The organism is Geodermatophilus sp. URMC 61, from assembly GCF_052931555.1.
The window spans coordinates 2,997,940-3,016,264 of record NZ_JBRFHZ010000002.1 but is presented as its reverse complement, the minus strand read 5'-3'; the positions used below and the strand labels follow the sequence as shown (position 1 = coordinate 3,016,264).

The window sequence follows — 18,325 nt, the reverse complement described above, 5'->3', positions numbered from 1 at the left end:
GCCCGCAGACCCGCATCCGCGGTGGAGCACTCCGCCGCACCAGGAGGAGAGACCCGTGATCGACGACACCCTGCTCGACGCCGAGGAGCGGATGGACAAGGCCCTGTCGGTCGCGCGCGAGGACCTCGGCTCGGTGCGCACCGGGCGTGCCGCCCCGGCGATGTTCAACAAGGTCCTGGTCGACTACTACGGCTCGCCGACGCCGGTGCCGCAGATGTCGTCGATCACCGTGCCCGAGGCCCGCATGGCGGTGATCAAGCCCTACGACACGGGCCAGCTGTCGGCCATCGAGAAGGCCATCCGCGACAGCGACCTCGGCGTCAACCCGACGAACGACGGCCAGATCATCCGCGTGGTCTTCCCCCAGCTGACCGAGGAGCGCCGCCGCGACCTGGTCAAGCAGGCCCGCGCGAAGGGCGAGGACGCCAAGGTGGCCGTCCGCAACGTGCGCCGCCGGGCCAAGGAGGAGCTCGACCGCATCGCCAAGGACGGCGAGGCCGGCGAGGACGAGGTGCGCCGTGCGGAGAAGGAGCTCGACGACCTGACCGCCAAGCACGTGCACGGCATCGACGAGGCGGTCAAGCACAAGGAGTCCGAGCTCCTCGAGGTGTGAGCCGGCCGGACCTCCCGCCATGACCCCCGACCCCGACACAGGGCCGATCCCGATCGTCGGCCGGCGCCCGGCCCCGCCGCCGCGGCCACCGCGGGCGGCCACCGAGCTGCGGACGGCGCCGCTGCCCGTGCACGAGCCGGCGACCGCGGAACCCCCTCCCGCGGCGCGGTCGCGTGCCGCGGACGGCGTCGCGCGGCCCGAGCCCGACCCGGGGAAGGGTGCACCGGCGAAGAAGCCCGGTCGCGCCGGTCGGGACATGGTCGCGGCCATCGGCGTCGGCCTCGGGCTCGGCGCGGTCATCCTGGCCTCGCTGCTGCTCTACCGGCCCGCGTTCCTGCTCGTGCTGGGCGCCGCGATCCTCACCGGCGTCGTCGAGTTGACCCGGGCGCTGCAGGCCGGGAACGCGCGCGCTCCGCTGGTGCCCCTGCTCGTCGGCACGGTGGCGATGATCGCGCTGGCCTGGACCCGCGGGGCGTCCGGGCTCGTGGTGGCGTTCCTGCTCACCGTCCTCGCCGTGCTGCTGTGGCGGCTGGGCGATGGTCCCGACGGTTACCTGCGGGACGCCTCGGCCGGCGTCCTGGTGGCGCTGTACGTGCCGCTGCTCGCCGGGTTCGCCGTCCTGCTGCTGGTCCCGGACGACGGCGCGGCCCGCGTGCTGGCCTTCATCGCCACCGTCGTCGGCAACGACGTCGGCGGCTTCGCCGCTGGTGTGCTCGTCGGCAAGCACCCCATGGCGCCGTCGGTCAGCCCCAAGAAGTCGTGGGAGGGGATGGCCGGGTCGATCGTCGCCTGCGTGCTGATCGCCACCCCGATCGTCACCCTCGCCCTCGGCGGGCCGTGGTGGGGCGGGGTGCTGTTCGGCGTCGCCCTGGCCGTCAGCGCGACCGCCGGCGACCTGGGGGAGTCGCTGATCAAGCGCGACCTCGGCATCAAGGACATGGGGCACCTGCTGCCCGGCCACGGCGGCATCATGGACCGGCTGGACTCGCTGCTGCCCTCGGCCGCGGTCGCCTACCTGCTGCTCTCGGTCGTCGCGCCGACCTGAGAGAGGACCTCCCTGCCCCCCGCCACTGGTAGAAGGACCCTCTCCCGCCGAGCCCTTCGCGAGCTCTGGGCACGGCGGGAGAGGGCCGGGGCCCTGCAGGAGGGCCGCCGTCCTCCCCGTCCTCCGCAGGCTCAGGGCCGGACCCGGGACGGGGTCACCCAGCGGCGGGATGCCGAGACCTCCCAGGTCGTCCCCACCGGGACGAAGCCGCGGCGGGCGTACCAGTGCCGGGGCCAGTCGGCGGCGTCGGCCTCCAGCACCACGAGGTCGCAGCCGCGCCCGGCGGCGGAGTCCAGCGCGGCCGCCAGGACGGCGTTCCCGTGTCCGCGGCCGCGCGCCGCGGAGTCGGTGTTCATCGACTCGAAGGCGGCGGTGGCGCCGTCGACGCGCAGCTGACCGGCGGAGACCACCCGCCCCTCCTCCCGGACGGCGAGGTCGGTGACCGCGACGACCCGGTCGTTGCGGTGCTCCCGGCCGATGAGCTGGGCCACCACCTCGTCCAGGTCGGCCGCCGGGATCGGCAGGTCGCGTCGCCACGAGCGCTCCCAGAGGTCGTGTACCTCGCGCTGGTCGACGGCCTCCGCGCGGCGTCCCGGGAGCGGCGGGGTTGCGGGGCGGGCCATCACCAGGAGTTCCTCGGTCCGCCAGCCGATTCCGGCGAGCTCGCCCGCCACGTCCTCCGCGCCCGTCCAGGCCAGCGTGGCGGCGAGGTGCGACCAGCCCACGTCGGCGGCGAGCGCCGCCGCAGTCGCCGCGACCGTACCGGCGTCGACCGGGTGCGACAGGATCAACCGGTTGTCGTCCCAGGAGTACGGGAAGCGCGGGTCGAGCACGGCCACCCCGCCGGGGACGTCACGCACCTCGGCGACGCGCCTGGTCCGCACCGACAGCGACAGCGCCCGCGCGCGGCCGAGCGCGTCGTCCGGCCGGGGGAGGACCGGTTCGGCGGGGGGCCGGTACGGGACGACGGCGACGACGGCGCTGGTCGGCAGGGGGCCGTGCACGTGCGGGAATCGCATGCCGGGCGGGTCGCCGGGCATGCCCGGGGCCCAGCGCACCGGGTCGGTGAGCCGCGCGGGGTCGACGACGAGCAGCACGAGGTCCTGCCGCCCGGGGAACAGGCGCCCGGCCGGCAGGTGCACCTGCTGCGGCGTGGAGAGGTGCACGAACCCCTGCTCGGTGAGGGACGGCGGCCGCAGCGTCCCGGTGTCGAGTGCCGCCCGCCAGGCCGCCGGCTCGATCAGGTGGACGAGGACGCCGTCGGTCATGTCCGCCGATCCTGCCCCGGAGCGCACGGTGCCCCGGTGCGTGGGAGACGATCGGCAGCGTGGACGGCGAGGCGGGCCCGACGGAGTGGGGGACGACGGTGGGGGTCGGTCCCTGGCCCGGGCCGTGGCCCGAGGACCCGCGGTACGACCGCGACCTGCTCGCCCACGGCGACCGGCGCAACGTCTCCGACCGCTACCGCTACTGGACGGTCGAGGCGATCGTCGCCGACCTCGACACCCGCCGGCATCCGTTCCACGTCGCGATCGAGAACTTCGGCCACGACCTCAACATCGGAACGGTCGTGCGGACGGCGAACGCGTTCCTGGCCGCCGAGGTGCACATCGTGGGCCGCCGTCGCTGGAACCGCCGGGGGGCGATGGTCACCGACCGCTACCAGCACCTGCGCCACCACCCGGACGTCGGCGTGCTGGCCGCCCACGCCGCGCGGGAGGGGCTGACGCTGGTCGCCGTGGACAACGCACCCGGCGCCGTCCCGCTGGAGACCGCCGACCTGCCGGAGCGGTGCGTGCTCCTCTTCGGTCAGGAGGGACCGGGGCTGACGCCGGAGGCCCGCGCGGCGGCCTCGACCGTCGTCTCCATCGCCCAGTTCGGCTCCACCCGGTCGATCAACGCCGGCGTGGCGGCGGGTATCGCCATGCACGCCTGGATCCGGCAGCACGCCCGGATCGGCCTCACGTGAGCGGGGGGTCCGGGTCGATGCCCCGGGCGGTCAGGGCCGCCTCCACGGCCTCGCAGACCGTGCGGACGACCGCCACCCGCGCCCACCGCTTGTCCTCCGCGGCGACCACGTGCCAGGGGGCGGTCGGGGTGTCGGTCCGCTCCAGCATCTCCTCGACCGCCGCCTCGTAGGCGGGGCGCTTCTCGCGGTTGCGCCAGTCCTCGTCGGTGAGCTTCCACGCGCGGTAGGGGTCGTCGCGGCGGGACTCGAAACGGCGCATCTGCTCCTCGGGTGAGAGGTGCAGCCAGAACTTGACGACCACGGTGCCCTCGGCGGCGAGGGTCGACTCCAGGTCGACGATCTCGCCGTAGGCACGGCGCCAGGCCTCCTCGGCCGCGAAGCCCTCGACCCGCTCCACGAGCACCCGCCCGTACCAGGTGCGGTCGAGCACGGCCATCCCGCCCCAGCCGGGGAGGACCGGCCAGAAGCGCCACAGGAAGTGGTGGCGCTTCTCGTCGTGCGTGGGCGCGGCGAACTGGGCCACCCGCACGTGCCGGGGGTCGAGCCGCTCGACGAGGCGCTTGATCGCGCCGCCCTTGCCCGAGGCGTCCCAGCCCTCGAACAGCACCAGCAGGGGCGGCCCGATCTCGCCCGGGCCGATCTGCCCACCCAGGAGCAGACGCAGGTGCACCAGCCGCTTCTGTGCGGCGTTGAGCTGCTCCTTCTCCTCGGCCTTCGACAACCGCAGGGTCAGGTCCACGTCGGCGAGCCGGGTCATGCCGGCCAGCGTGGCAGGCCGTGGCGCGGCTCACCTGCCGAGCGGGCGGCGTGCCCGGTGCCGTCTCGGGTCGCGGCTGCCGATGACAGGGAGACGGCACCGCACCCGGCGAGGCAGGGGAGGACATGGGCTCCAGTCATCCGGACGACGTCGACCAGCTGTCGGTCCCGGCCGTTCCTGGCCCTCCCGGCGGGACGCCCGAGCCGGCCGACTGGGACGACGCCTGGCTGCCCGACTGGCTGGGCGACGAGACGGGCGGGACGCCGCCTCCCGAGGACGCCGACCCCCGACCGGACGGCGAGCAGCCGGACGCCGACCCCCGATCCGCCTGCGGCGAACCGGATCCCGAGCCGCAGACAGATCCCGAGCCGCAGACAGATCCCGAGCCGGAGCCGGAGTCGGAGGCGGACGCCGAGGACCAGCCGGACGCCGAGGACCAGCCGGACGCCGAGGAGGAGCCGGACGCGGAGGAGCACGCCTCCGAGCCGGACCGCGTGCTCCCGACGGCGCCCGCCGACGACCTCCCGACCGCGGCCCCTGACGAGCGGCTCGCCGTCCCCGCCCCCGCGGACGCCGGGCCGGCGGCGGCGATCACCGAGCCGGCCGACGGGTTCGAGGCGATCGACACGTTCCTGCAGCCCGCGCCCGTCCGCGTCGTCGTCGGCACCCGCAGGAGGTCGCGGCGCGGCGCGCTGTCGGTCGCAGCCGGCCTGCTCGTCGCCGGGGCCCTCGCCGCGGCGTCGCTGCTGGCCACCGGGTCCGACACCCCGGTCCCGGCCGCGGACGCCGCTGCTCCGTCCACCTCCGCCCCGGCGGCGCCCGGCCGCGCCACCCCTCGACCGAGGCCGGTCCCCGCGCCGGAGACACCGCCCGCGGCGACGGAGACGGCGCTCCCGCCGGTGCCGACGCCGGCTGCACCCGCGTCGCCGCGGTCCGCCGTCGTCGCCGGGACACCGCCTCGCGTGGCGGTCCCCGCACCCCCGCGTCCGGCCGTGACCCCGGCGCCGATCGTGCCCGCTCCCGTGCCCCGGACGGCGGGCCCGGCCGTCCCCGCCGTTCCCCCCTCGGAGCCGGACGCCCCCGAGCCCGCACCGCAGCGCACTCCGGTCACCGGTGCACCGGTCGCGGGGACGACGGACCAGACCGGCGGCGACGGGACGACGGGCGGCGCCCCGGACACGACGGACGGCGGCGGGACCGGCGAGCCGGAGACCACGACGGCACCCGCGCCCCCCACCCCGACCGCGCCGCCCCCCGAGGACCCGGAGGACCCCGAGGGCCAGGAGGGCCCGGACGAGCCGGGAGCTCCCGAGGGCGACGCCACCCCGACACCGTCCGGGGAGCCCGGGGCCCCGCAGCTCCCGCTGCCGACGGGGGCGACCGCGCCGGCGGGAGCGTGATCTCACCCGCGTCCGGCCCGACGGGCGCTCCGGGGTGGGACCATGGGCAGCGCCATGACTGCCCTCCCTCTCGTGTTCGAGGCCCCCCGCCGGGGCAAGCCGCCGCGCCATCTCGCCGACCTCAGCCGCGAGGAGGCCCGCGCCGCGGTCACCGAGCTCGGCCAGCCGGCCTTCCGGGCCGACCAGCTCGCCCGGCACTTCTACCGGGGCGTCACCGACCCGGCGCAGATGACCGACCTGCCGGCGGCGGTGCGCGAGGAGCTCGCCGCCGCGCTGCTGCCCGGCCTGCTCACGCCGGTGCGGACGCTGAGCGCCGACGGCGGCCGCACGCGCAAGACGCTGTGGCGGCTGCACGACGGCGCGCTGGTGGAGAGCGTGCTCATGCGCTACCCGGACCGGGCCACCGTCTGCATCTCCAGCCAGGCCGGCTGCGGCATGGCCTGCCCCTTCTGCGCCACCGGCCAGAACGGGCTGACCCGCAACCTCTCGGCCGCCGAGATCATCGGCCAGGCGGTCGCCGCGGCCGCGGCGATGGCGAACGGCGAGGTCCCCGGCGGGCCCGGCCGGCTCTCCAACGTCGTCTTCATGGGCATGGGCGAGCCGCTGGCCAACTACGCGCGCGTCCGCAAGACCCTCGACGCTCTCGTGACCCCCGCCCCGCACGGGCTGGGCCTGTCGCAGCGCTCGATCACCGTCTCCACGGTCGGCGTCGTCCCGGCGATCCGGCGGCTGACCGAGGAGGGGCTGCACGTCACCCTCGCGGTGAGCCTGCACGCGCCCGACGACGAGCTGCGCGACACCCTGGTGCCGATCAACACGCGCTGGAAGGTCGACGAGGTCGTCGACGCCGCCGACGCCTACGCCGCGCGCACCGGCCGCCGGTACTCGGTGGAGTACGCGCTCATCCGCGACGTCAACGACCAGCCCGAGCGCGCCGACCTGCTCGGCCGGCTGCTGGCCGACCGCCGGGCGCACGTCAACCTCATCCCGCTCAACCCGACGCCGGGCAGCCGCTGGGACGCCAGCCCCCTGCCCGCGCAGCGCGAGTTCGTCGCTCGGCTGCGGGCGCACGGCGTGCCGACGACGGTCCGCGACACCCGCGGCCAGGACATCGACGGCGCGTGCGGTCAGCTCGCCGCGGCCGACCGGGTGGAGGGGGTCCCGACCGTGGCCCTGCCCCAGCCGTCCCTCGAGCCGCCCGTGGAGCTGGGCGCCGAGGCCGACGCGTGAGTGCGGAGGTCCCGCAGGCCGAGGCGCACGAGCACAGCCACGCCGACGTCTCCGGCGGCTGGCTGCGCGCTGCCGTCTTCGGCGCCATGGACGGATTGGTGACCAACACCGCGCTGGTCGCCGGCGTGGGCGGCGGCGGTGCCTCGTCCCGAGCGATCGTGCTCTCCGGCGTGGCCAGCCTGGTCGCCGGCGCGATCTCCATGGCGCTGGGGGAGTACACCTCGGTGCGCACGCAGAACGAGCAGCTCGACCTCGAGGTCGAGAAGGAGCGCCGCGAGCTCAAGCGCAACCCGCGCGCTGAGCTCGCCGAGCTGGTGGACATGCTGCGGGTCCGGGGTGTGGACGCCGACCTGGCCCAGCAGGTGGCCGTCCAGCTGCACCGCGACCCCGACACCGCGCTGCGGCTGCACGTGGTCGCCGAACTGGGGCTCAACCCGGCCGACAAGCCCTCCCCGTGGACGGCGGCGGTCTCCTCGTTCCTCACCTTCGCCACCGGCGCGGTGATCCCGCTGCTGCCCTACCTGCTCGGCTTCTCCGTCCTCGCCGCCGCCCTCGTGTGCGGGGCGGTGGGCCTGGCCGCGGCGGGCGCGCTGTCGTCGCGCTTCACGCCGCGGCCCTGGTGGTACGCCGCCCTGCGGCAGCTGCTCTTCGGCGCGGCCGCGGCCGGGATCACCTACGCGGTCGGGCTGGCGATCGGCGTCGCCGTCAGCTGACGGCCATCAGTCGCCGCAGGAGAGGCCGGCGGCCTCGATGGCAGCGCGCGTCCCCGCGGTGGGTAGGGCCACCGGGACGGCGCCGTCCCGCAGTTCGCTCGGCACCACCTCGACCGTCGACAGGTCCGCGTCGGCGAGGGCGGCGAGATCGGTCACGGAGGTCCCGGGGTCGGCGGTGAGTGCCCCCGTGGTCGCCCACCCCACGCCCTGCAGCCGCCAGGGCCGGACGACCGATCCGCGGACGGCGTCCACCAGCGCCTCGAGCACCGTGCCGGCGGTCGACGCCCGTCCGTCCGGGTCGGGCGGCACCGGCGTCCACGCCCCGTCGACGAGGTGCTGCGGGTGCCGGGAGCGGACCAGGGCCAGCGCGGTGCGCCCGTCGACGTGCTGTCGGCCGGCCTGCGGCAGCTCCAACCCGGCGTCCGGGTCGCGTATCGGGACGGGCACGTCCACGGTGAGCCCGCCGGCCGCGTCGACGACCCCGGCGAACCCCGCGAAATGGACCGTGACCAGGTGGTCGGCGTCGATGCCGATGGAGCAGAGGGCGTCGATCGTCGCCTGGGGACCGTCCCGCCAGGTGAGGGTCAGCCGGGTGGGGCGCCGGTCCCGAAGCACCAGCAGGTCCCGTGGCACCGACAGGACCGAGGTGCCGGCGTCGGTCTGGTGGACGACGAGCACCACGTCCGCCCGGGTGCCGGGGACGTCGTCGGGGGTGCCGAAGTAGGCGGGGTCGGCGCCGGCGGGCAGCTGTTCCCGCGAGTCCAGGCCCACCAGCACCCAGGTGCGGCCGTCCGAGTCGTCGGCGCTGAGGTCCACGGCCACCTCGTCGACGCGGGCCGCGAGCACCGCGACGTCCGTACCGAGCACGACCAGCAGCAAGGCGAGGACGGCCAGGGCGATCCGCGTCCACCCCCGCCGTCCCGGGAACGGCCGACGCCGGCCAGGGGAGCCCTGGCCGGCGTCGGGGTCGTGCGGTGCGGTCACGCTCAGGCCTGCGAGCCCTCCGCGGACCGGCGGCGGGCGGCGAACACCAGGCCGCCACCCAGCGCCAGGGCACCCACGCCCAGGCCCAGCGGGAGGGCGATGTCAGCACCGGTGTAGGCCAGGCTGGAGGACGACGCGTTCGAGGTGCCCGCGGCCGCGGTCACGGTGAAGGCCTCCTGGAAGTAGGTGCCCATGCTGCCCTCGTAGACCAGGGTGTGCTCACCAGTGGGGGTGCCGGCCGGGACGGTGAACTCGACCGTCACGGTGCCGTTGGCGTCGGCGGTGAAGGTGCCGACGGTCTGCGGGGTGGAGTGCAGGGTCACCGTGACGACCTCGCGGGGCTTGAAGCCGGTGAGGACCTTGACGACCTTGCGACCCAGCGCGGTGCTGTCACCGGTGGCCGAGCCGCCGTCCGGGCTGGCGACGCCCGGGGTGTTGGCCTGCGAGCCGCGGATCGCCCCGGTCGGCTTCGTCGCGGGGGCCGTCGTGGTGGGGGCGGCGGTCTCGGTCGGGGTGGCCGGCGTGGCCGCGGGGGCGGTGAGGGTCACGGTGGTGATGGGGTACTCGGAGAGGAGATTGCCGTTGTAGTCGAGGCAGTCCGCGACGACGACGTACTCGCCGCCGGGAGTGCCCACCTCGAAGGCCAGTTCGAGCGACCACGTCCCGTTCTCGGCGGGCTCGATCGCGTCGCCGAGGAGGGGCTGGTCGTCCTCGGGGTCGCCGACGGCGACGACGACCGCGCTCCTCGTCTCCGGGTTGGCGTAGTCGGCCGAGAGGCAGCCCGCGCCGGAGACGGTGAAGGTCTCCTCGGCGGCCACGGGGTCCGGGTCGACGACGGGGGCGGTCAGGGGCGCGGCGAACGCGGCAGGGGCGAGCAGCAGGCCGGTGGCCACGGTGGTGGCCGTCAGCCCGGTCAGGGCTGCGGCGCGGGTGGTGGTGCGAGACATCGGCGGCTCTCCGCTCGGTCAGGAGTCCGGGCGCTCCGGACTGCTCTCGCACTGTCTATCGACTGGTGATGACCTGAGCTGTAGCTGTGGGTCACCAAGTCCCGACGGATCGTCGGTCATGTCTGACAACACCGCCCCAGCTGCCCCGGCTGTCACATCTGGACGCCGGGGCTCCTGGTGGCGGCAACAGCTGACATCCGGTTCCGGCGGGTCCGGCAGCTCTCCGCCCGCTTCCTCGACCGGGCGGCCGGGGGCGGGGTGCGACGGCCGACCCGCCACTCCCCACGGACGGCGAGAGGCCCGCCCCCTGGGCAGGGGACGGGCCTCTCGGGCGCTCGCGGCTACTTGGCGCGCCAGGCGTTGCGGCGGCGCCGCCAGTCGAGCACCAGGACCAGCACCATCAGGGCGGCGATGGCGACCACCCAGATGTCCTCGATGCGGCCCTCGTGGTTGCCGATGAGGTAGGCGAGCATGAACAGCGTCGCGATCACCCCGCCCACGCGGCCCCACTTGCCGGTCTCGCCGTGCCACCCCCAGTCCTCCGGGCGCTCGTGCTCGACGGGCTGGGCCGCGGCCCGGACGACGCCCTCCTCGCGCCCCGGCTGGTTCACCCGCGCGGTCGCGGGGTGGTCCACGGAGATCCGCTCGCGGTGGGTCTGTTCGCTCACACCACCATCCTGCCAGCACCACGTCGGCGGCACCCACCGAGGGCGGGTGGCGCGTCGGGGAGGATGCGGTCGTGAGCGACCTGCGCGAGGTGACGGTGCTGGGCTCCACCGGGTCGATCGGCCGGCAGGCGATCGCGGTGGCCGAGCAGAACCCCGACCGGCTGCGGGTCACCGGCCTGGCCGCCGGCGGCGGGGACGTCGCCCGGCTGGCCGAGCAGGCCCTGTCCCTCGGCGTCCGCACCGTCGCCGTGGCGCGGGCGACCGCCGCCCAGGACCTCCAGCTGGCCTTCTACGCCGCGGCCTCCAAGCGCGGCTGGTCGAGGGGCGAGTTCGCGTTGCCGGAGATCCTCGCCGGTCCGCGGGCGGCCGAGGAGCTCGCCGCCCGCCCGGCCGACGTCGTCCTCAACGGCATCACCGGCTCGATCGGGCTGCGGCCCACGCTGTCGGCGCTGCGGGCCGGTCGCACCGTCGCGCTGGCCAACAAGGAGTCGCTCGTGGCCGGCGGCGAGCTGGTCACCGCCGCGGCCGCGCCCGGGCAGCTGGTGCCGGTCGACTCCGAGCACTCGGCGCTCGCCCAGTGCCTGCGCGGCGGCGCCCGGAGCGAGGTGGCCCGGCTGGTGCTCACCGCCAGCGGTGGACCGTTCCGCGGCCGCAGCGCCGCCGAGCTGGCCGACGTCACCGTCGAGCAGGCGCTGGCCCACCCGACCTGGGACATGGGCCCGGTCGTGACCATCAACTCCGCGACCCTGGTCAACAAGGGACTGGAGCTCATCGAGGCGCACCTGCTCTTCGACGTCCCCTTCGCCGACATCGACGTGGTCGTGCACCCGCAGTCGATCGTGCACTCGATGGTGACCTTCGCCGACGGCGCGACCATCGCCCAGGCCAGCCCGCCGGACATGCGACTGCCGATCGCGCTGGCCCTGGCCTGGCCCGACCGGCTGCCACACGTGCAGCCGGCGCTGGACTGGTCGACGGCGAGCAGCTGGGAGTTCGCCCCGCTGGACGACGAGGCGTTCCCCGCCGTGGCGCTGGCCCGCTCCGCCGGTGCGGCGGGGGGCGTCGCGCCGGCGGTCTACAACGCCGCCAACGAGGAGGCGGTCGCGGCCTTCCTGGCGGGTCGGCTGCCGTTCCGGGGCATCGTCGACCTCGTCGCGCGTACCCTCGACGACGCGCCGGACCTCGGCGCCCCCACCTGCGTCGAGGACGTCCTGGCGGCGGAGGGGTGGGCCCGGCAGCACGCCGGGAGGCTGATCGCCGGAGGCTGAGCTGAGCGGGTTGCTGCTGACCGTCCTCGGGATCGTCGCCTTCGCGGTCGGGCTGCTCTTCTCGATCGCCTTCCACGAGTACGGGCACTTCTTCTGGGCCCGCAGGTTCGGCATGCGGGTGCCGCAGTTCATGGTCGGCTTCGGCCCGACCGTGTTCTCCCGCACGCGCGGGGAGACCGAGTACGGCGTCAAGGCCGTCCCGCTCGGCGGCTACATCCGCATCATCGGGATGATCCCGCCGGCCGAGGAGAACGAGAGCAAGCGGGCCACCCGCATGCGCTCGTTCATCGCCGAGGTGCGGGGTGCGGCCCTCAACGACGTCCGGCCCGGTGACGAGGGACGGGTCTTCTGGGCCAAGCCCTGGTGGCAGCGGGTCATCGTGATGTTCGCCGGCCCCTTCCACAACCTGGTGCTGGCGGTGCTGCTGTTCACCGTGCTGCTGACCGTCGTCGGCACCGGCGTGCTGACGACGACGGTGAGCACCGTCCCGGCCTGCGTGCTGCCCGCCAACGCCGTGACCCAGACCCAGACCGGGGCCGACCCGTGCACCGTGCCGGTCGACCCGCAGGGACAGACGTGCGAGGAGGGGACGCCGGGTTGCGCGCTGCCCCAGCAGAGCCCGGCCGCGGCCGCCGGCCTGCGCCCCGGCGACACCATCGTCGCCATCGACGGTCAGCCGCTGGACCCGACCGCGTACGACAGCTGGACGCGGATGCAGGAGGCGATCCGCACCAGCCCCGGGCAGCCGCTGGACCTCACCGTCGAGCGGGACGGCGCACGGCGCGAGGTCACCGTCACGCCCATCCGCAACACCGTCTACGCCGACCCGAACGACCCCGGGGAGGGGACGACGACCGCCGGCTACCTCGGCATCGCGCCCGGCGGCCAGCTCGCCCGGCAGGACCTCGCGGACGTCCCCGGCTACTTCGGCATGGTCGTGACCAACGCCGTCGAGCGGCTGGTCGAGATCCCCGAGCGCATCCCGCAGCTGTTCCGTGCGGCGTTCCTGGGGGAGGAGCGGGACCCCAACGGCCCGATCGGCGTCGTCGGCGTGGGCCGCATCTCCGGCGAGGTCTTCTCCATCCCGCAGCTGACCACCATGGAGAAGGTCAGCACCTTCCTGCAGCTGCTGGCCAGCATCAACCTGGTGCTGTTCCTGTTCAACCTGCTGCCGATCTACCCGCTCGACGGCGGGCACGTCGCCGGTGCGCTGTACGAGAAGGCGCGCTCGGTCGTCGCCCGGCTGCGCGGCCGGCCCGACCCCGGCCCGTTCGACATCGCCCGGCTGATGCCGGTCGCCTACGCCGTCGCAGGCCTGTTCGTCGTCCTGTCGGGCCTGCTGCTGATCGCCGACATCGTCAACCCGATCACCCTGCAGTAGCCGCGGGGGTGTTCCACCCCACGTCACCGGCGCCGACCTGGAACGCCGGCGATACTGGGGCCATGGCGACCCCCGTCAGTCTCGGCATGCCCGCAGCACCCCCGCCCGTCCTCGCTCCCCGGCGCAAGACGCGTCAGCTGATGGTGGGGGACGTCGGCGTCGGCAGCGACCACCCGGTCAGCGTGCAGTCGATGACGACGACCAAGACCGCCGACATCAACGCGACGCTGCAGCAGATCGCCGAGCTCACCGCCTCGGGCTGCCAGATCGTGCGGGTCGCCGTCCCGGACACCGACGACGCCGAGGCGCTGCCGATCATCGCCAGGAAGTCGCAGATCCCGGTCATCGCCGACATCCACTTCCAGCCGCGCTACGTGTTCGCCGCGATCGACGCCGGCTGCGCCGCCGTCCGCGTGAACCCCGGCAACATCAAGAAGTTCGACGACAAGGTCGGCGACATCGCCAAGGCGGCCAAGGACGCCGGCATCCCGATCCGGATCGGCGTCAACGCCGGGTCGCTGGACAAGCGGCTGCTGGCCAGGTACGGCAAGGCCACCCCCGAGGCGCTGGTCGAGTCGGCGCTGTGGGAGTGCTCGCTGTTCGAGGAGCACGACTTCCGCGACATCAAGATCTCGGTCAAGCACAACGACCCGGTGGTCATGGTGCGCGCCTACGAGCTGCTGGCCGCGCAGTGCGACTACCCGCTGCACCTCGGCGTCACCGAGGCCGGCCCCGCCTTCCAGGGCACCATCAAGTCCGCCGTCGCCTTCGGCGCGCTGCTGAGCCAGGGCATCGGCGACACCATCCGCGTCTCTCTCTCGGCCCCGCCGGCCGAGGAGGTCAAGGTCGGCACCCAGATCCTCGAGTCGCTGAACCTGCGCCAGCGCGGCCTGGAGATCGTCAGCTGCCCGTCCTGCGGGCGCGCCCAGGTCGACGTCTACACGCTGGCCAACGAGGTCACCGCCGGCCTCGACGGGCTGGAGGTGCCGCTGCGGGTGGCCGTCATGGGCTGCGTCGTCAACGGCCCGGGCGAGGCCCGCGAGGCCGACCTCGGCGTGGCCTCCGGCAACGGCAAGGGCCAGATCTTCGTCAAGGGCGAGGTCATCAAGACCGTCCCCGAGTCCAAGATCGTCGAGACGCTCATCGAGGAGGCCATGCGGCTGGCCGGGGAGCAGGCCGACGACGGCGTCCCGTCCGGCCCGCCGGTCGTCACCGTCAGCTGACCGGTCCGGTGCTGCGCTCGCCGGTGTCTTCCACCCACCCCACCGCCCCGACGGCGCGGGTCCTCGACGAGACCGACGAGCCTGCCGTCCGTGCCCTGCTCGCCAGTGACCCGGTGGCGGCCTGCGTCATCGCCGCGCGGGTCGAGGCCGCCGGCACCTCCGCCGCGGCCCTCGGCGCCCCGCTGTGGGGGCTGGACAGCGGGCACTCGCTGGACGCCATCTGCCTGGCCGGGGCGAACCTGATCCCGTTCGCCCTGCCGGGAGCCGAGCGGCCGGCGGCCGCCGCCTTCGCCGAGCGCGCCCGCCGCGCCGGGCGGCGCTGCTCGACCATCGTCGGCCCGGCCGCCTCCGTGGACCCGCTGTGGGAGCTGCTGGAGCCCTCGTGGGGACCGGCCCGCGACCACCGGCCCCGCCAGCCGCTGCTGGCCATCGAGGGCCCGCCGGCGATCGCCCCGGAGCCGCGGGTGCGCCCGGTGCGCCTGGCCGAGCTCGACGTCCTGCTGCCGGCCGCGGTGGCCATGTTCACCGAGGAGGTCGGGGTCAGCCCGCTGCGGGTGGACGGCGGCGCCGGCTACCGCGCCCGGGTCGCCGACCTGGTCCGCGCCGGCCAGTCGCTGGCCTGGATCGAGGGCGGCGAGGTGCTGTTCAAGGCGGAGATCGGCGCGGTGTCCCGCAGCGTCTGCCAGGTGCAGGGCGTCTGGGTGGCCCCCGCCCACCGTGCCCGCGGCATCGGCGCCGCCGGCACCGCGGCCGTCGTCGAGTACGCGCGCACGGCGATCGCGCCGGTGGTCAGCCTCTACGTCAACGACTTCAACGCCCCCGCCCGTGCCGCCTACGCCCGGGTGGGGTTCCGCGAGGTCGGGCGGTACGCCAGCGTCCTGTTCTGAAGACGGACCTCCCTGCCCCCGCCGCTCGTCGAGGGTCGGGGCCGGGGACCCTCCGGGGAGGCCGTTTCCAGCACGTCACCGGCCTCGCGGCGGGACCCTGCACGGGCCGTGCCCGGGAGGGGCCAGCCTCCCGGGGATCGGCGGCGGTCTCTGGAACGCTGTCTGCCCGTGCGCACACGTCGGGGGACGGTCCTGGGGTCCACGTTCACGCTGCTCGCCGTGCCGGTACTGGCGGCCTGCTCCGGCAACGCCGAGGACGACGTCCGCGCCGCGGCCGAGGCGTTCCTCACCGACTGGGCGGCCGGGGACACCGCGGCCGCCGCCGGCGCCACCACGGACCCCGACGCCGCGACCGCGCTGCTCGAGCAGACCGCGACCGACCTCCCCGAGGCCGTGCTGAGCCCCGAGGTCGGGCAGGTGACCGTCGACGACGGCACCGCCACCGTCGACTGGACCGCCACCTGGGACCTCGCCGCCGCCCCCGACTGGAGCTACCCGGCCACCCTGCGGCTGCAGGAGGCCGAGGAGGGCTGGGACGTCGTCGCGGAGCCGACCCTGGTGCACCCGGAGCTGGGCGAGGGCCAGCGCCTGCTGCTGGAGCGCGAGCTGCCCGAGCGCGCCGCCATCACCGACGCGGCCGGGCAGCCGCTGTTCGCCCCGACCGAGGTCGTCAACGTCGGGGTCGACCCCGCCCAGGTCACCGACCTGCCGACGCTCGCCGCGACGCTGTCGTCGGCCACCGGGATCCCCGCCGAAGAGATCGTCGCCGACGTCCGGGCCGCCCCCGCGGGGCAGTTCGTGCCGGTCATCACGCTGCGCCGTCCGGACTTCGAGGCCATCCGCGCGCAGGTCTTCGACCTGCCCGGAGCGGTGTTCCCCACCGACACCCGGCTGCTGGCGCCCAGCCCCCGCTTCGCCTCGGCCCTGCTGGGCAGGGTCGGCCCGGCGACCGCCGAGGTGCTCGAGGAGACCGCCCAGGACGGCGCCCCCGTGTACGCCGCCGGTGACGAGCTCGGCCTGTCGGGCCTGCAGCGTGCCCTGCAGGTGCAGCTGACCGGCACCCCCGGCTTCACCGTCTCGGTCGTCAGCACCGACGCGGCCACCGGGGACACCGGCCGCCAGGTCGGCGCGGTCGAGCCGGTGCCCGGCCGGCCGGTGCAGACGCCGCTGGTGCCCGCGGTGCAGACCGCTGCCGACGCTGCCGTGGCCACCCAGCAGCTGCCGACCCACCTGGTGGTCGTCCGGCCCGGCACGGGCGAGGTCCTGGCGGTGTCGTCGAACGAGGCGGCCGCGGCGGGCAACGCCCTCGCCGGCCAGTACCCGCCCGGCTCGAGCATGAAGACGATCTCCGCCACCGCGCTCCTGGCCACCGGCACGCTGACGCCCCAGACGCCGGTCGCCTGCCCCGGCACCTTCGTCGTCGACGGGCGCGAGTTCGAGAACGCCGACCAGTTCGACCTGGGCACGGTGCCGTTCACCGAGGCCTTCGCCGAGTCGTGCAACACGACCTTCATGCAGCAGGGGCTGCAGCTGCCCGACGACGCGCTGGCCACCGCGGCCGCCTCCTACGGCGTGGGGACCGACTGGCAGCTGCCGGTCGACGTGTTCAGCGGCGAGGTGCCCGCTGACAGCACCGGGACGACGAAGGCGGCCAATGCCATCGGCCAGGGGCAGGTGCTGATGAGCCCCGCCCAGCTGGCCCTGGTGGCCGCGGGGATCGCGAGCGGGACCCCGGCGGTGCCGGTCGAGGTCGTCGGCGCCGCGCCGGCCGGACAGGTCGCCGCCGGCCCGGACCCCGCCGTGCTCGACGCGCTGCGGCCGATGATGCGCGAGGTGGTGCTCTCCGGGACGGCGAACGCGCTGGCCGACCGCGGCGAGGTCTACGGCAAGACCGGCACCGCCGAGTTCGGCACCAACACCCCACCCGATGCCCACGGCTGGTTCATGGGCTACCGGCTGGGCGGACCGCAGGGCGACCTGGCCTTCGCCGTCCTGGTGGAGACCGGTCAGTCCAGCAGCGTAGCCGTCGACGTCACCGACGCCTTCCTCGGCGGGCTGGGCGGCTGAGCGCGCGCGCCCGGGTTCCCGTCCCCCCCGTCCAGAAGCTCGCCGCGAGCCCCTGACGGCCCCCTTGCAGGGGCCCGCCGCGAGCCTGCGAGTGGCGGGGGCAAGGGAGTCCTCCACGAGGAGGACGGGGTCCTTCCTCAGGACAGGCCGGGGAGCGCGCTGGTGACCGGCGTCCGGCCGGCGGCGGTGCGCCACCCGACGGCGCGCACCTCGGCGGCACCCAGCTCCTCGACCGCGAGCTCGCGCACCGACGGCTCGGTCGCCTGGTCCAGCAGCCGCACCCAGGCCGCGGACACGCCCTCCTCGAGGACGACGGCCAGCGCGGCGGCGTCCACCGCGGACAGGACCGGGAAGGGCAGGGTGTAGCCGGCCCCGCGGGGCACCGGGTCGGCGCCGCGGGAGTCCAGCAGCGCCACCAGCCGGTCGCGGACGTCCCGGTGCGCCAGGTCGCCGGCCACCGCGGGCGCGCGGGCGTCCGGCGGCAGTGCCGCGCCCACCGAGCCGTACCCCCACACGGCGGCGTGCTCGGCGGCCAGCACCTCGCGCAGCGCCGCGGTCTCGGTGCCCTCGTCCAGGACGCCGTCGTCAGCCACGTGCCCGTCCTCCGCTCACGCCAGTGCCGCCTCGTGGCCGCGCAGCCCCGCGGCGACCGCTCCGAGCAGGGCCGCGCGCGCGCCGGTCTGCCGGGCGCAGGCCGCGGCGTGGGAGGCGGCCGCGCCGGCCACCTGCTCCCGCAGCCAGGTGCGCACGTCCCCGGGCGGCGGGGACGGCGGTGCGGAGGAGGAGGCGGCCGGCGACGCGGTCGAGGACGGCGCGGCGGCGCGCAGCCGGTCGAGCTGCTCGCCGGCCTGCGCGGTCAGGTCGCTGAGGGCCAGGGCGGGATCGGCGGTGGTCGCGGCGGCGTAGGCCGCGACCACCGCCTCCTGGACGGCGACCTGCTCGGCCAGCCGGTCGGCCTCCTCGGTGCTCACCGCCGGGGCGTCCGAGCCCGCGGTGCAGCCGGCGGCCAGCAGCGCGAGCCCGGCCGAGGCCGCGAGGAAGGCGCGCCGGGGGAAGCCCGCGGTGGCGGGGGGAGCGAGGGAGGCCATCACCTCCATCCTCTCAGCCCCGCCTCCGCCGGGCCGGGAGCACACGGCGAGCGGGTCCCCGCCCGGCCGCCCGGTCTCGGGCCCC

18 protein-coding genes are annotated in these 18,325 nt (G+C 75.6%); 11 read left to right on the top strand and 7 right to left on the bottom strand.

What is annotated here, in order from left to right:
* The first annotated feature begins 55 nt into the window (after positions 1-55).
* On the top strand, positions 56-613 hold the full coding sequence (frr, locus tag ACU610_RS13980; RefSeq protein ID WP_446768316.1) for a ribosome recycling factor: 558 nt from the start codon (positions 56-58) through the stop codon (positions 611-613).
* A gap of 19 nt (positions 614-632) precedes the next feature.
* Positions 633-1,658: a phosphatidate cytidylyltransferase gene (locus tag ACU610_RS13975; RefSeq protein WP_446768315.1), complete on the top strand. Its 1,026-nt coding sequence runs from the start codon at positions 633-635 to the stop codon at positions 1,656-1,658.
* A gap of 131 nt (positions 1,659-1,789) precedes the next feature.
* Here the strand turns inward: ACU610_RS13975 and ACU610_RS13970 are convergent, their stop codons facing one another.
* Complete coding sequence (locus ACU610_RS13970) at positions 1,790-2,926, bottom strand: GNAT family N-acetyltransferase (RefSeq protein WP_446768314.1); 1,137 nt, start codon at positions 2,924-2,926, stop codon at positions 1,790-1,792.
* A 59-nt stretch (positions 2,927-2,985) separates the two neighbouring features.
* On the opposite strand from ACU610_RS13970, the gene ACU610_RS13965 reads away from it, so the two are divergent.
* Positions 2,986-3,627, top strand: a complete 642-nt coding sequence (locus tag ACU610_RS13965) for a TrmH family RNA methyltransferase (RefSeq protein WP_446768313.1) — start codon at positions 2,986-2,988, stop codon at positions 3,625-3,627.
* Here ACU610_RS13965 and ACU610_RS13960 read toward each other — a convergent pair.
* Positions 3,620-4,384 (bottom strand): polyphosphate kinase 2 family protein, encoded by a 765-nt coding sequence (locus ACU610_RS13960; protein ID WP_446768312.1) that lies wholly within the window; start codon positions 4,382-4,384, stop codon positions 3,620-3,622. The two genes, ACU610_RS13965 and ACU610_RS13960, sit on opposite strands and share 8 nt — an antisense overlap.
* Before the next feature lie 125 nt (positions 4,385-4,509).
* On the opposite strand from ACU610_RS13960, the gene ACU610_RS13955 reads away from it, so the two are divergent.
* The 3 genes from ACU610_RS13955 to ACU610_RS13945 are packed head-to-tail and all read left to right on the top strand — an operon-like array spanning position 4,510 to position 7,727.
* The gene (locus ACU610_RS13955; protein WP_446768311.1) at positions 4,510-5,784 is read left to right on the top strand and encodes a hypothetical protein; all 1,275 of its coding nucleotides are present in this window, start codon (positions 4,510-4,512) and stop codon (positions 5,782-5,784) included.
* Positions 5,785-5,838: 54 nt separating this feature from the next.
* Positions 5,839-7,014 (top strand): 23S rRNA (adenine(2503)-C(2))-methyltransferase RlmN, encoded by a 1,176-nt coding sequence (rlmN, locus tag ACU610_RS13950; RefSeq protein WP_446768310.1) that lies wholly within the window; start codon positions 5,839-5,841, stop codon positions 7,012-7,014.
* Complete coding sequence (locus ACU610_RS13945; protein ID WP_446768309.1) at positions 7,011-7,727, top strand: VIT1/CCC1 transporter family protein; 717 nt, start codon at positions 7,011-7,013, stop codon at positions 7,725-7,727. Before rlmN ends, ACU610_RS13945 begins: the two co-directional genes overlap by 4 nt.
* 6 nt (positions 7,728-7,733) lie before the next feature.
* Here the strand turns inward: ACU610_RS13945 and ACU610_RS13940 are convergent, their stop codons facing one another.
* The 3 genes from ACU610_RS13940 to ACU610_RS13930 all read right to left on the bottom strand — a co-directional run bounded on the left by ACU610_RS13940 (position 7,734) and on the right by ACU610_RS13930 (position 10,326).
* Entirely contained in the window at positions 7,734-8,711 is a 978-nt protein-coding gene (locus ACU610_RS13940) for an LCP family protein (RefSeq protein ID WP_446768308.1), read from the bottom strand.
* Between the two features lie 2 nt (positions 8,712-8,713).
* Positions 8,714-9,658, bottom strand: a complete 945-nt coding sequence (locus tag ACU610_RS13935) for a hypothetical protein (protein ID WP_446768307.1) — start codon at positions 9,656-9,658, stop codon at positions 8,714-8,716.
* A gap of 341 nt (positions 9,659-9,999) precedes the next feature.
* Positions 10,000-10,326 (bottom strand): DUF2631 domain-containing protein, encoded by a 327-nt coding sequence (locus ACU610_RS13930; RefSeq protein WP_446768306.1) that lies wholly within the window; start codon positions 10,324-10,326, stop codon positions 10,000-10,002.
* Positions 10,327-10,397: 71 nt separating this feature from the next.
* Here ACU610_RS13930 and dxr point away from each other — a divergent pair, with 71 nt between their 5' ends.
* From dxr to ACU610_RS13905, 5 genes are all read left to right on the top strand, one after another.
* Entirely contained in the window at positions 10,398-11,594 is a 1,197-nt protein-coding gene (gene dxr / locus ACU610_RS13925; protein ID WP_446768305.1) for a 1-deoxy-D-xylulose-5-phosphate reductoisomerase, read from the top strand.
* A 10-nt stretch (positions 11,595-11,604) separates the two neighbouring features.
* On the top strand, positions 11,605-12,975 hold the full coding sequence (locus ACU610_RS13920) for a M50 family metallopeptidase (protein ID WP_446768304.1): 1,371 nt from the start codon (positions 11,605-11,607) through the stop codon (positions 12,973-12,975).
* A 62-nt stretch (positions 12,976-13,037) separates the two neighbouring features.
* Entirely contained in the window at positions 13,038-14,198 is a 1,161-nt protein-coding gene (gene ispG / locus ACU610_RS13915) for a flavodoxin-dependent (E)-4-hydroxy-3-methylbut-2-enyl-diphosphate synthase (protein WP_446768303.1), read from the top strand.
* Between the two features lie 23 nt (positions 14,199-14,221).
* Complete coding sequence (locus ACU610_RS13910; RefSeq protein ID WP_446768302.1) at positions 14,222-15,085, top strand: GNAT family N-acetyltransferase; 864 nt, start codon at positions 14,222-14,224, stop codon at positions 15,083-15,085.
* A 168-nt stretch (positions 15,086-15,253) separates the two neighbouring features.
* Positions 15,254-17,152, top strand: a complete 1,899-nt coding sequence (locus ACU610_RS13905) for a penicillin-binding transpeptidase domain-containing protein (protein ID WP_446768301.1) — start codon at positions 15,254-15,256, stop codon at positions 17,150-17,152.
* Between the two features lie 137 nt (positions 17,153-17,289).
* Here ACU610_RS13905 and ACU610_RS13900 read toward each other — a convergent pair whose 3' ends face one another.
* Both ACU610_RS13900 and ACU610_RS13895 read right to left on the bottom strand, forming a co-directional pair.
* The gene (locus ACU610_RS13900) at positions 17,290-17,745 is read right to left on the bottom strand and encodes a ferritin-like domain-containing protein (protein WP_446768300.1); all 456 of its coding nucleotides are present in this window, start codon (positions 17,743-17,745) and stop codon (positions 17,290-17,292) included.
* A 15-nt stretch (positions 17,746-17,760) separates the two neighbouring features.
* Positions 17,761-18,240, bottom strand: coding sequence for a hypothetical protein (locus tag ACU610_RS13895; RefSeq protein WP_446768299.1), 480 nt, complete (start codon positions 18,238-18,240; stop codon positions 17,761-17,763).
* Positions 18,241-18,325: the final 85 nt, after the last annotated feature.